The following is an 11,481-nucleotide window of genomic DNA, read 5'->3' on the forward strand; positions in this document are numbered from 1 at the left end:
AAAGAGGAATGAGTTCTGCAGCCGGGACGAGGCCTCGAAATACTGCGCCGTCGTCAGCTCATCGGCGCCATCCGGCCAGACCTTGACGATGACGCGCTCGCAATTGGGATCGTCGATGAACGTCCAGGACGCGCGGGCATAGGGCTCTTCGTTGCCGCCGGTGATGCGCTGGTAGGACGCGCAATAGAAGCCCGGCACCTGCAGGGTGCGGCTGGCTTCGGTCGGCAGCGGGCCGATCTCGGCCGGGACATCGAGGAAGCCCTCGTCCGGATCGGGCACGATGGTGTTGGACCAGCCGGTCATTGTGACCGTCTTGCCGATCCCATCAGGACCAGGCTCGACGCTTTCCACGATCATAAGCGTCGGCCCCCACTCGCAATTGCGGGTGACGGCATCGCCTGGCTCGAGGACGTTGGCGACGGGGCCAAAGGTTTCGGTACGGGTGGCGCCATGAAGGTTTCGGCGCAGGGCAATCTCCGCGCGCATCTGGGCGCGCTCCGGCCGATGCTCATAGGGCTGGTCGAAGGCCTGGGCTTTCGGCCCGCGGGTCAGCGCCTCGAGGTCGACATTGATGCGCGCCGCATAGGGCGTCGAAATGAAGAGGTCGGCCACCGGCGAGAATGAGCCGTGGATCTTCGTCTTCTTGGCCGAAACCTTGCCCCAGCGATTGGCCGAGACGGCAGCGCCATCGACACGATGGTGGTTTTCTAGGGTGAGCACGGGCATGACGGACGCCGCCGGCACGGGCGCATAGGCGCCGCCTCGGTCGAAGCTGGCGCCGCACCAGCACTCTTCGAACTGACGTAAGACGGTCAGATGCTCTTCGTCGTCCGAGATCTCGCGGCCAAAGGCATAGCGGTTGAGCGTGGCGCCGGTCTCGGCAAAGTAGAGGTCCTCTTCCGCAAGGTTCGCCGCGGCCGTGAAATAAGCCAAGTCGTTGGCGTAGCGCGAGAAGCCCATGCCGAAGAGGCGGATACCGTTGCGCCAGTAGCCGCGGCGCCAGTTCCAGGCCATGACAGCCGGGTTGTCCGTCCATTCCCAGGTGGACTGATCGTCCCAACGATGCGCGCCGGCACCGCCCGGCATGGTCGCATCCTTGCGCCAGTCGTAAAGGCGCAGGCCACGCCAGACGAAGCCGAAGTCCGGCAGCGTGCTCGAGGGGAAGAGATCGGCGTCATAGGAGAGCGTGACGACGACATAGGGTGTGGCGGTTGATCGGTGATTGACACCCCAGCGGGTCGGAGCCGCGGCCATCATGCCGGCATCGGCCGTCTGACCTGGGCGGCCGTCATAGTATTTGAACCAGACGCGCGGATTGCCGGCACCGTCCCGGTATTCCTCGGCTATCCGACCATTCACGTCTTCGTTCGAACCGGAGAGGGTCAGCGCCTTTTCATCGGCAATGACGGTTTCGAGCGCATCGAACCAGCCGCGGCCGCAGTCGATCTTGAGTTTCAGGTACTGATTGTTTGCCCCGTATTCCTGGGCAAAGGTGAGCTGGCCACCGGTTCGGCCACGGCCCCAGATAGCCGACAGCGCGACGGTCTCGCCGATCGTCAGCTCAAACTTGAGACCGCGGCTGGTCGTGACGGATTGGGTGGCATTGGCGCGTTGCGGCCGGATGGCGTTGGCAAGAACCGTGGCGCCGATGCCAATGGCGGCATTGAGCGCAATCTGGCCAAGGATGGGCAAGACTTGAGGCATTAGGCTGCCTGGTCTGGTTTGCCCATTCGGGACATGGAAAGCCTCTTTGAAACGGCGTGAAAGCCGAGTTCAAAATCGCTTATTCATGGTTCTGGATTGCAGGTGACAGTGTCACCCAGAGATCTATCGCTGCGCTCTCGCGCCGATGGCGAAAGCTGCTCTCAGTGAGAGCTGAGAAACGAGAACCGGCCCTTCCGCATCGCGACCAACCGCCTGCGCGCCGTTGGTGATAATTACCGTGGCAAGCACAGTTCGTCCAGAAGGGTCCTTACGCTCGACGACGCCGGCATCGAAACGCCGAGCCATGGCGACACCCTCAAGGCGAGGAAATGCCGCATTCAAGGCCTCTTCAACGTCGCTGAAACCAGCTCGAACCAGAAGCCGCCAGGCGCCGGCCTCGGTGCGGTACCGTCGCAAATGACGCGGTAGAATGCTGACACCGGTCATTGCGAAGCAAAGATCGGCTGGAACCGACAGGCAATCTGAAACGCCCCAGGTGAGCGGTTCTGCCATGTGCTGATTGAGCACAGCCAGGGCCTTGTTCTCCCAACCGGGCAGCCGCGGCCCGATTGGTTTTGGCGTCCAGATCGCTGGCGAGGTCATGTGCCGGCGCTTTGTTCAGGCAAGGCACCAAAACTGATCTGCTGGCGCGCCGTGGTCCGGATATGCTCACAGGCGAGATCGGTCGGATCAAGCAGCCGCTGCAGGTCGGCATTCACCGTCTTGGCTTCAACGTTGCGCTGGATGATGTCCTCGCGCTCGAGCACCGCCGTCCGGATAGGATTGCCCGCCTCATCTTCCTCGGTTGGCATATCGTCAATAACGCGTCGACCGATGCGCTCGCGATAGATCGGCACCCCGTTTTCATCGAGCCAAAAGCGGGACAGGATGGCCTCGCGGCCCTGCCAAGGCTCTTCGTCGATCGTCTGGCGCACCCCATCATCGAACACGTTGACGGGCGTGTCCGAGCCTTCGGGCATGTAGGTCTCTGCCAGGCGCACCGTGATGGGCAGCGACTCGTTGGAGAGGGACTGGCTGGGAACTTCAATCGAGAGAAGCGGCGCCAGACCGTAAAAGGTCTGCAGGCCGATCTCCTCATCATCCCAGGTGAAGCTGCCGCGGCCGACAAAGACGCACACCGGGCCGGAGTCGAAGATGAAGATGATCGCGTCGATGAAATCTTCCTCGCCCTTGGCAAACCGGGCCATGGTGGCACTGTCGTAGAGCTTCATTTCAGCGCCTCCTCGGCTTCGAAGGTGAGCGAGGACGGGGCATAGACCTCGTCATCCTGGAAGCTGTCCGCAACGACCGCCAGGCGCACCGGAGGCATCTTGAACCGCACAAGCGCGCCGGCGGCGAAAATGCCTAGCGGCATGCGCGGCGTGAGCGGGATCGCCTGGCTGATTGCACTGGCAACTACCAGATCGGCGGCCAGGCTACGGTAGCAGCGCTGCTCTCCCTGCATGAGGGTGAAGCGGTCACCGCGCTTCAATTCCATCCCTACCTGCAGGCCTGAAACGACGATCTCTCGGCCGTGTGTGACGGATACCAGCACGGGATCAGCAAAGAGCGGCCACGTGGCGAGCGTATAAGCGCGGGGAACCTCGTGACGGGGGTGCACAAAGTCGACTCGCAGATTGCGGTCAACGCAGTCGCTGAGGAACGCGACCAGGTTCGACCAAGCTGCAGGAGTAAGCTTGCCCGTAGTGAACGGCCCTGCCCAGTAGGGCTCGACGGTGCGTTGGGTCAACAGAAGGCCGCCTCTGTCTCGCTTGTGGGCAATCCCCGATCGAATGCGCAGGCCGATGCGATCGAAACCCGAGAACGGAAAAGCTACGGCCATCAAGCAGCCCCCTTCACAGCGCGATAGCGAGCCTCTGCCATTGCTCCCGGCATCATCGACAGAAGGTGTCGGTCGCGTTCATCAAGCATACGGCGCAAGTCCGCATCGCTGGAGTTGAAGCCGCCATAAAAGTTGCTGACTGGGGCGAAGGTGATGTTGCCCATCGACATGCCAACACCGACGTCGCCCGTCATCCGGACGCCGAGATCCCCGCTGCTCGTGCGAGTCAACGGGATAATGGCTTCGGCGCCGGCCTCACCCATGATGCCAGCGCCCTTGGCGAAGGCAAACATGGTGGGCTGATCGACGATCTTGTTGCTGAAAGCTGACAGGGCCGGGCTTTGGTAGACATTGCCCTTGGCGTTGAAAATGGCAGAACCCCACAGGCCGTTGCCCCAGCTGCCGCCGGTCTGGCCAAAGCCGGGCATGAAGGCCCCAATGATCATGTTGAAAATGCCGTCTGCCATCATGCCCAGAGCACGGTCCGCAATCTTGTCGAGTGCGTTGGCACCGGCGTTGCCCAGTGCCTCCCAAAAGCCCTGGCCCTGGCTTAGTCCCTGGCGCATGTCGGTGATGAAGCTTCGGAAGGTATCGCGCCCGAAGTCCATGGTTTCCTTGAAGGCCTTGGCAGCGTCATCGGCGATCTTCATACCGCTCGCCGCCCGCTTGGCGCTCTTGTCGGTATCATCGAGGCGCGCGTTGTAGTTCTTCAGGGCCTGCTGCTGCACGTCGGAATAGAAGGTGCCCATGTAGTCGGAATCGATGATCGACCGCACCTGATCCTGATAGGTCTTGAAGATCGTTCCGATGCGCCCCGCGGTCGCGTCCGTATCCCGCTTGAATGGCTCCAGGTCGAGCTTCCAGTTAATGCGGGTCCAAGTGCCTCCCCATAGCTTCACCACTTCCTGGCCCATTCTGTCGATAGATCCCATGGTGCTGTTCACCATCCACTGGATGCTGTCGAGGAACGCATTGGCCGCAAGCTCACCCGCCAGCTGGAAAGCCTGAGGAACAATGTCGTGGACGAGTCTGATCTGCTCGAGGAAGACCATGACGGAACCAATCATGAAGTTCAGCGAATTCTTGGTCCATTGGACCGCCAGGTCCCACGCCCTGCCAAACCACTCCGAGATTGCTTCGATTTGGGGACGGAAGGCCTCGTAGAGATATCCGCCGACGACTTGCAGCGAGGCCATGAACACGTCGCCAAAGGACACCGCTACGCCGGTCGTCTCTTCGATTTCATGCCGCATTCCACCGACAGCGACGCCGATGGCCGCCGCCGCCACTGCAAGCGGCCAAAACTTTGTCGCGGCGCTGGTCGCCATCTTCGCGGTTTCCTGAAATGCCCGTCCGAGGCCCCCTTCGCCGGGGCCATAGATCATCGAAATTTGGCTGCCCTGCTGCATGGCAACCATCAGCGGGTTCATGCCCATTGCCAGGGTGACGGCAACGTCCTGCAGCTGGAAAAGCAGGTTCGTGCGCTGCGCATTGGAGCGCGCCATGGCGCGAGACACCTGGTCAAGTGCATGAGCATGGCCGTCAAGGGCGACAACTGCGGATCGGTGGGCCACATTTGCCCGCTCGATCGCAGCGCTCTGCTCATCGGCAGAAATCGCGCCCAACCGGTATGCTTGGCTGATCTCTGCCAGGTTTGCCTTGTGCTGCTGCTCCAGGGCAAAAAGCGGACTGAACTTGGCCCGCATCTCGTCCAGGGCATTGCCGTAAGCCGCTATATCGGCGCCTCTGTCGCCGGTGGGAGCCACGCCGATACCCAATGAGCTGTTAATCGCGGACTGCCGGGCCACCGCGGCAGTGCTGCGGGCTGAGGACAGTTCCGCTTGGGCGGTAGCGGCCGATCGCGCAGATCGAGCGGCCTCATCGTGCGCCGCGGCGAGCTGCTGCTCGGTCGAGGCGATTGCTTTGTTGACTGCCTGGGCGTCGCGCCCGAGCTGTGCCAGGCGGGCAATGCTCTCCGCCCGGCCTTTTTCGCTGTTCTGCGCCTGCAACCGCGCCGCCTCGAGCTGCTGCTCGGAGCGGATCGCCTCGGCCGTCGACTGCAGGCCAGCTCGGCCGGCCTCGATCGTGTTGCGCTGTCCGAGAACGCGATTGAGCGCCTCGGCCTTCGCCTCTGCCAGCTCGGTCTTGGCCGAAAGGGAAGCGACCGCTTTTTCCGTTGAGGCTACGGCACTGACAGCGCTGCGGCCATCACCAGTCAGTTTCAGGGATACAACGAAGGGCTGGGTCACCGCGAAGAGACCTCATCGAACGCCGCCAGCGCAGCTTCCTCCATTGCCTGGATTAGCGGAAAATCGCTCATCGCCATATCAAAGGCCTGCATGACGACGACAACGCCGGGATAGTTGAGGCCCGTGCGACGCATCCAGTTGAACCCGGAAACAAAGTGCCACTGGGTGTCGAGCGCTTGGAAAACTCGGAATGCCAACTCGTTGATGTCCCACAGCTCAACCATTTCTTCGTCTTCCAGTGCCTCGGGCGGGATGCTGACGCCCATCTCGGCAAACTGCCCAGCCATCGCCTCGTCGAGAGGCAGTGGACGGTCCGGGTCGGTTCGATCCAGCAGTGCGAAGACCCTTGCTCGCACTACCTCTGCGAGTTTCCCTTGCGTGCCCCATCACCGGACATGGACTCGCCCCAGGCTCGCCAAAACGCCACCAGGATCCACGGATCATCCAGAATGGTGCGGAGGGTATCGGTACCGAACGGGATCGGCTCTTTGTCCTCGTCCTGGATGTCTTCGTTCCAGTCCTTCACGACACGAAGGAGCAGATCGTGCTGACGTGCGGTCCGTTCGTCGTCGGGCAGCTTGGACACTTCGTCCATGATCCCCTGAGCCTCTTCCGAACCGATGGCCTCAAACTGCGCCTTGAAGGTGAACTCCTCGACCTGTCCCGCTTTTCGCTCATCGCTGCTGGGCATGCGGATCTTGATCGGCCACCAGTAGAGGCGGTTCTTGGAGAGGATGAACTTAACCATTGAGGGCTCCTTAAAGGGGTGTTTTCGTCGCCTTAACGGACGGTGATAACCAGCTCGTCATTGCCGGCAACGGGCGTGAGCATCAGGGGCAGCGAGTAGTTGGCAATCCCTTGGCTCTGGCCCTGCGTCGGTCGCCCGATCTGGACGGCCGGGGCCGCGAATTCGACGATATTGCCCGTAACCGTGCCGTGCTGGACGGCGAGTGCGCCAGTGGTGTGGTTGAGGGCGATATCGAACCAGTTCTTGGTGGCGAGCGACTTGGCTTCAACGACGGCGGTACCGGTCGAGGCGGTGTCGGTAATTTCGACACTCTCGTGCCCGATAAGGAAGCGTGGCTCGACTTGGTTTGCGAGGTCGATCGACAGGCTTTCGGCAACGGCGTTCCAGCCGTGCAGCGACATCGCCGTATTGGCCTTATTGACCGGCACCGGCTTTATAAAGCCCGTCAACGTCACGGCGGGATTGGCCTGGTCGGTAATGGTACCGAGAAGGCCCGTCATGCTGAAGCGATAGCGGGCGATCTGCGCCGGCGCGAGTGACCAGCTGACGGAGCCACGTGCGCCCACGATGATATGACGAACGCCATCGAGCACGTAGTACATGCTCACCGCATCGGGCACCCCGGCGTCAGGCACATATTCGACGGAAACGCCGGCATCGACGATTTCGGCCCGACGCGCCGCGCGGAGCAATGGGCCATAAGCGGGCACGTCACCCGCAGCGCCGGCGCCGGCGACCTCAACGTCAAAGGCGATGGTCGCATGATTTTGGACCAGGATGGCCCCCTGATGCCCGAAATATGGCAAAACCAGCTCGCGATTGATTTCCGAACCAGCGATCGGCGTGATTTCCACATTGCTGACCTGCATGGCATTCGCAGCGCCGGTCGGAACGCTATCGGTGCCATAGGTGACTTCGGTCTTGGCCAGGAGCGCCAGGCGGCGCACAAAGCGGGTCATTCCTTGCTCTCCTTCTTCGCCGGTTCTTCAACCGCGGCCGGCGCGCGATCGGCGGTTAACTCGTCGGGCTGATACGGCGTCTTGATCTGGGACTGCAGCACCGGCTTGCCGGTCTTTTTGTCCCTGGTGTAGCTGGCCATCAGACGGCCTCCTCGATGTACTGGGGTGCGGAGTAGATAGCGGCGAACCACACGCAGCCATCGACGGCCTCCATGGTCTCGCCGCGGACATAGGTGATGACGTCGACCATCTCGGTGGTCTGCCAACCCAGCAGCTGGGCGCGAACGTATTCCTTGATCTCCTCGAGCGGATCGACGGCATCAGCGCCGTCGGCATCGCCGAGATGCTCGACGACAATAACCACGGCAATATCGCGCTCGAGGGCCTGTAGGACGCCCCCTGTGGCCCGTTGATTGTCACCGGCCATTTCTTCGGCCGAGACAACGAAGGCCTGAGGAAGCGGTCCTTCCGGCCTAGCCTTGACCTGCGCCATGGAGGTGGCTCCACGAACGCTGAAGAATGGTGTCCCTGGCTCCATCAGGCGAGCCTTGATCTGACCGAAATCGCTCATTGGCTAGCCTCCTGACGAAGATAGTCGGCCACGATCTCAGGCACTTCCTCTCGATCCATGGCGGAGATGCCGAGATAGGGACGAGCGGGAATGGTGACCTTGTGGCCGCGGATGCTCACGACGCGACTGGTGGCATCCTTGGTGCCCGTGCGAACAAAGCGGTTACCGCGCTTGCGGATGGATTTCATGGTGACCGTGCCCTGGCGTGGGGCCATGTCGATCTCGCCGCCGAGTTGGTGAATTCGGCCGTAAAGGACATTGGTGCCCCACTGGACGCCATCGGCCAGCACTTGGTGGCTGATCGACTGATAAAGCCGGGCGGTAAGGCGAAGGATATGGCTATAACCGCGCTTCCTGGCGTTGCGGCCGCGTCCAATGCGTTTCTCGGCCGTGCGTGGCGACAGGGGCCGCCACTTGCTGCCATCCGGTGCGGTCTCCCGCTCGATATTGCGCTGGGTCGAAAAGACAAAGTGCGCGCCGAGAGCGTCATAGGCGCCAGTCAGATCGCCAGCGGCTCGCTTAAGGCGATTAAGCCCGTCAAGGGCGATGTCGTCGTCGAGGGTGAAGGAAACGCCGGTCATCAGAAGCCCTGCAGCCTGTCGCGCGAGAAGATGCGCTCTGGCCCCTTGGTCTGAATCTGGCCGCCGCCTGCGGGCGCGACGTTCTCGCCGGCGCCCTCGATAATCACGAGGCCGGAGGAAACCCGCTCAAGCCATTTCATGGCATCGGCATAGGCGAGCCGGACTGGATGCTCCTTCCCTGCAGTATCGCCATGGAGAAGAAACCAGGCGATCTGGCACGCGTAGGTCACGAGGACGTCGGGCGGGCTCACCGTGAGCGGTAGCTGATAGCGCTTGCCCAGGAACGAATTGATGAGCGAGGCGGCATCGGTGATGGCCTTCTCGACAACGACCGTGTCAATCGTGGTCTGAGGCCGATTGGTTTTGTCGGTCAGTTGCACGAGCTTGATCTGGCCGTAGCGGTCAGCCAGGTCCTGTTGGGTGCAATAGGTCACTGGAGAAGCCCTTGGACAGCAGCAAATCCATCCGCGGCGACACCGAGGAGCCCGCCAACGACGATCGCGATCAGAGCGGCCCACAGACACAACTTGAGCCAGCTGGTCGGCTTCGGATTGCCCATGTACTGGGCATAACCGTCCAGCAGCACGAGAGCCGCCAGGGCAATGATGAAGAGAATGACGAAGATCACCGTTCTGAACTCCTAGGTTGGTCCGGCGCCGGCCATGCCCCATCGGCGCCGGACCTCGCCGGCGCGTTGAGGACGCCGACGTGTTGATTGCGGGGGCCCGGATTTGAACCGGGCGACCTCGGGGTTATGAGCCCCGCGCGCTACCTGGCTGCGCTACCCCGCCGCTGGCCGATGGACCGTGCGACCATTGCCGGCGTTTGGCGGGATCAGTCAGGTTTCTGGTTTCTCGTCATCGGGCAGCCGGATGCGCTGGGGCTGGAAGACAGACCGGTTGAGCGCCATGAAGCCTTGTTCGAAATGGGTCTTGGCGACCGAGAGCCAGCGCTTGTCGAAACGGTGAGGTTCGGCGCTGTCGAACATCACATCGAGGTCCCGCAACAGGCGCTCTTCGGTTTGCTTGAACCCTGTGACCAGGGCGACGTTCTCATCGCTCTGGGCGGTATAGCCCGGCACTTTCAAACCTTCATTCTTGCTCACGAGGTCACACCTTCAGCTTCTGGAGGGGCATGGTCAGCGGCATCGCCCGAACTTGTGAGCGCCGTGAACGTGACTGGATCGACCTTCAGCGGTTTGCCGATCGGCCGGTCGATCCCATCGAGTCGGACGGTGGTCAGCGGCCAGACGGTTTCGGTGCGGATTACCTCGCGCTCGTGGCGCTGGAGCTCGACGTCGAGCTTGGTGACGTGGTCGATGATCATACGAAACCGGGCACGTTCGGTGCCAATGAAGCTCAGAGCCGCTTCAACGCTCTCCTCGGCGAGACGATCGATACGGTTGTTCAGAGCGTCGAGAGCGCGACCGAAATCGGCAACGAGGTCCACCTCGTCTTCTTCGTCGTCTTCATCGTCCTCGAGCTGCCTGGTGGAGACGGCTTCAAGGCCACCGTCTCCACCACTGCCTTCGTCGTCGCTCGGGGGTGTTATGGTTGAATTCGGTTCATTGGCCGACGAGGTCGTGTCGGTCGACGCCTCGGCAATATCACTGCCCAGATCAAGGCGCATGATATCGCCAGGCCCGATCAGCAGATCGAGCGCCCGCTGCGCGGCATCGCGCTCGGCCTCCGCGTCGTCCAGGGACTGCTCGAGATCGACATTCGTCCCGTTGCCAAGTTCCGCTGAAAGCGAGTCAACTCTCGCCAGCGCGGCATCCAGACGATCGCGCGCGGCATCGATTAGCGCGGCCTGGGCGTCAATCTTTTCTGGCGCTGCCTGGCTGAGATCGACGGGAGTCGGCACGAGGGCTTTAGCGCCGGCCACCCAATCAGCCCATTCGGTCGGAGAACCGCCAAGTTTCTCGATGGCCTGGAACTGCTCAGGCAAAGCCGCTGCCAGGGTGGCAAAGCTCACAATACCGGCGCCTGCCAAGCGCTTCGCCGTCGCATTGCCGATACCTTTGATCTTGGTCAGATCGTCCATTGAAACGTCCTCTTCGGGTCTTGCGGCAGGGCCGAGTAAGCGGCCCTCTCGAAAGACCCGCCGCCTTCGAGGGCAGCGGGATTGTCAAAAGCGTCGCTGGAGTTAGCCAGGTGGGCTCGGACGAATGCTGGTGCAGGTCACGCCCTGGACGGGATCGACGACGCCAACGATCGGGCGGAAATCGACGGAATTGGCCGGCACCAGGCAAAGGCCGGTGGCATCAGCAATGATCGCATCACAGCCGCTTTCGGCCTCAACCAGGAGAACTGCGTTGGAGGGCTCAAAGGAGGCAAGGCAGTCCGGCACGGGACTGTTCGACGCAATGCTGAAATCACTGTCGAAGACGATTCCTGCCGGCGCCGTGGCCGCAATGGCGACCGAAGAAAATGCAGAGATAGAGGCGACCAGAAGAGCGGCGCCGATAAGTCGGAAGATCTGCATGGTGCAATGGGTCCTTTCGGGTCTTGCAGAAAGGGCCTGTTGGCCCCTTCTCGAAGACCCGCCCGCCAGGGAGGAGGAAAAGCGGACGGATCGCCCTGGCAGCGTCCTGCCAGGGTGTTTTGATGTCAGGCGACAGCGCCGGAGATCTGGTATCCGACGTCCTTTGCGACCACGACTTCGTTGACCTGCTCGCCGACGCGCACCCACTTGCCGCCCTTGATGCCGATCTTGGCATCGTCCCATGAGCCAGAAATCTTGCCGCCAAGCTGGGCCGTCATGCCCCAGGAGATGGTGTTATCGTCAGTCGCGGCCTTCATGGGATCGACGTAGAGGCACTGGATG

The 11,481-nt window shown here is 62.0% G+C and carries 16 protein-coding genes, 1 tRNA gene and 1 pseudogene; all 18 read right to left on the reverse strand.

Features of this window, described 5'->3' with window-relative positions; genetic code table 11:
- On the reverse strand, positions 1–1,704 hold a 1,704-nt coding region (locus tag J0I64_RS19440), incomplete at its 3' end, for a hypothetical protein (RefSeq protein WP_291411359.1).
- A gap of 123 nt (positions 1,705–1,827) precedes the next feature.
- Positions 1,828–2,307 carry a hypothetical protein gene (locus J0I64_RS19445; RefSeq protein ID WP_291411361.1) on the reverse strand — a complete coding sequence of 160 codons (480 nt, stop codon included), beginning with the start codon at positions 2,305–2,307 and terminating at the stop codon, positions 1,828–1,830.
- Complete coding sequence (locus tag J0I64_RS19450; RefSeq protein ID WP_291411363.1) at positions 2,304–2,936, reverse strand: hypothetical protein; 633 nt, start codon at positions 2,934–2,936, stop codon at positions 2,304–2,306. Before J0I64_RS19450 ends, J0I64_RS19445 begins: the two co-directional genes overlap by 4 nt.
- Positions 2,933–3,547, reverse strand: a complete 615-nt coding sequence (locus tag J0I64_RS19455) for a hypothetical protein (RefSeq protein WP_291411365.1) — start codon at positions 3,545–3,547, stop codon at positions 2,933–2,935. Before J0I64_RS19455 ends, J0I64_RS19450 begins: the two co-directional genes overlap by 4 nt.
- Positions 3,547–5,556, reverse strand: coding sequence for a phage tail length tape measure family protein (locus J0I64_RS19460; protein WP_291411367.1), 2,010 nt, complete (start codon positions 5,554–5,556; stop codon positions 3,547–3,549). The genes J0I64_RS19455 and J0I64_RS19460 overlap by 1 nt, the downstream gene beginning before the upstream one ends.
- 236 nt (positions 5,557–5,792) lie before the next feature.
- Positions 5,793–6,083, reverse strand: coding sequence for a DUF1799 domain-containing protein (locus J0I64_RS19465; protein WP_291411369.1), 291 nt, complete (start codon positions 6,081–6,083; stop codon positions 5,793–5,795).
- A 68-nt stretch (positions 6,084–6,151) separates the two neighbouring features.
- The gene (locus tag J0I64_RS19470; protein WP_291411371.1) at positions 6,152–6,544 is read right to left on the reverse strand and encodes a hypothetical protein; all 393 of its coding nucleotides are present in this window, start codon (positions 6,542–6,544) and stop codon (positions 6,152–6,154) included.
- A gap of 32 nt (positions 6,545–6,576) precedes the next feature.
- Positions 6,577–7,503, reverse strand: a complete 927-nt coding sequence (locus J0I64_RS19475) for a phage tail tube protein (protein ID WP_291411373.1) — start codon at positions 7,501–7,503, stop codon at positions 6,577–6,579.
- On the reverse strand, positions 7,500–7,643 hold the full coding sequence (locus tag J0I64_RS19480) for a hypothetical protein (RefSeq protein ID WP_291411375.1): 144 nt from the start codon (positions 7,641–7,643) through the stop codon (positions 7,500–7,502). Before J0I64_RS19480 ends, J0I64_RS19475 begins: the two co-directional genes overlap by 4 nt.
- Positions 7,643–8,074, reverse strand: a complete 432-nt coding sequence (locus tag J0I64_RS19485) for a hypothetical protein (RefSeq protein WP_291411377.1) — start codon at positions 8,072–8,074, stop codon at positions 7,643–7,645. The genes J0I64_RS19480 and J0I64_RS19485 overlap by 1 nt, the downstream gene beginning before the upstream one ends.
- On the reverse strand, positions 8,071–8,655 hold the full coding sequence (locus tag J0I64_RS19490) for a phage virion morphogenesis protein (protein WP_291411379.1): 585 nt from the start codon (positions 8,653–8,655) through the stop codon (positions 8,071–8,073). Before J0I64_RS19490 ends, J0I64_RS19485 begins: the two co-directional genes overlap by 4 nt.
- On the reverse strand, positions 8,655–9,089 hold the full coding sequence (locus tag J0I64_RS19495) for a DUF1320 domain-containing protein (RefSeq protein WP_291411381.1): 435 nt from the start codon (positions 9,087–9,089) through the stop codon (positions 8,655–8,657). The genes J0I64_RS19490 and J0I64_RS19495 overlap by 1 nt, the downstream gene beginning before the upstream one ends.
- Positions 9,086–9,283 carry a hypothetical protein gene (locus tag J0I64_RS19500; RefSeq protein ID WP_291411383.1) on the reverse strand — a complete coding sequence of 66 codons (198 nt, stop codon included), beginning with the start codon at positions 9,281–9,283 and terminating at the stop codon, positions 9,086–9,088. The genes J0I64_RS19495 and J0I64_RS19500 overlap by 4 nt, the downstream gene beginning before the upstream one ends.
- An 88-nt stretch (positions 9,284–9,371) precedes the next feature.
- Positions 9,372–9,448: transfer RNA gene (locus tag J0I64_RS19505), tRNA-Met, on the reverse strand.
- 45 nt (positions 9,449–9,493) lie between these two features.
- Positions 9,494–9,760 carry a hypothetical protein gene (locus J0I64_RS19510; RefSeq protein WP_291411385.1) on the reverse strand — a complete coding sequence of 89 codons (267 nt, stop codon included), beginning with the start codon at positions 9,758–9,760 and terminating at the stop codon, positions 9,494–9,496.
- The gene (locus J0I64_RS19515; RefSeq protein WP_291411387.1) at positions 9,757–10,698 is read right to left on the reverse strand and encodes a helix-hairpin-helix domain-containing protein; all 942 of its coding nucleotides are present in this window, start codon (positions 10,696–10,698) and stop codon (positions 9,757–9,759) included. The genes J0I64_RS19510 and J0I64_RS19515 overlap by 4 nt, the downstream gene beginning before the upstream one ends.
- Before the next feature lie 102 nt (positions 10,699–10,800).
- Positions 10,801–11,139, reverse strand: coding sequence for a hypothetical protein (locus J0I64_RS19520; RefSeq protein ID WP_291411389.1), 339 nt, complete (start codon positions 11,137–11,139; stop codon positions 10,801–10,803).
- Positions 11,140–11,264: 125 nt separating this feature from the next.
- Positions 11,265–11,481, reverse strand: a pseudogene (locus J0I64_RS19525) (capsid protein); the annotation flags it as partial.

The sequence above is a fragment of the Devosia sp. genome, assembly GCF_017307565.1.
Lineage (GTDB): Bacteria > Pseudomonadota > Alphaproteobacteria > Rhizobiales > Devosiaceae > Devosia.

Bases quoted from the DNA above. Each gene is read 5' to 3' on its own strand.
- J0I64_RS19445 (WP_291411361.1), bottom strand. From the start codon at position 2,307: ATGACCTCGCCAGCGATCTGGACGCCAAAACCAATCGGGCCGCGGCTG.
- J0I64_RS19450 (WP_291411363.1), bottom strand. From the start codon at position 2,936: ATGAAGCTCTACGACAGTGCCACCATGGCCCGGTTTGCCAAGGGCGAG.
- J0I64_RS19455 (WP_291411365.1), bottom strand. From the start codon at position 3,547: ATGGCCGTAGCTTTTCCGTTCTCGGGTTTCGATCGCATCGGCCTGCGC.
- J0I64_RS19465 (WP_291411369.1), bottom strand. From the start codon at position 6,083: ATGGCTGGGCAGTTTGCCGAGATGGGCGTCAGCATCCCGCCCGAGGCA.
- J0I64_RS19470 (WP_291411371.1), bottom strand. From the start codon at position 6,544: ATGGTTAAGTTCATCCTCTCCAAGAACCGCCTCTACTGGTGGCCGATC.
- J0I64_RS19475 (WP_291411373.1), bottom strand. From the start codon at position 7,503: ATGACCCGCTTTGTGCGCCGCCTGGCGCTCCTGGCCAAGACCGAAGTC.
- J0I64_RS19480 (WP_291411375.1), bottom strand. From the start codon at position 7,643: ATGGCCAGCTACACCAGGGACAAAAAGACCGGCAAGCCGGTGCTGCAG.
- J0I64_RS19485 (WP_291411377.1), bottom strand. From the start codon at position 8,074: ATGAGCGATTTCGGTCAGATCAAGGCTCGCCTGATGGAGCCAGGGACA.
- J0I64_RS19490 (WP_291411379.1), bottom strand. From the start codon at position 8,655: ATGACCGGCGTTTCCTTCACCCTCGACGACGACATCGCCCTTGACGGG.
- J0I64_RS19515 (WP_291411387.1), bottom strand. From the start codon at position 10,698: ATGGACGATCTGACCAAGATCAAAGGTATCGGCAATGCGACGGCGAAG.
- J0I64_RS19520 (WP_291411389.1), bottom strand. From the start codon at position 11,139: ATGCAGATCTTCCGACTTATCGGCGCCGCTCTTCTGGTCGCCTCTATC.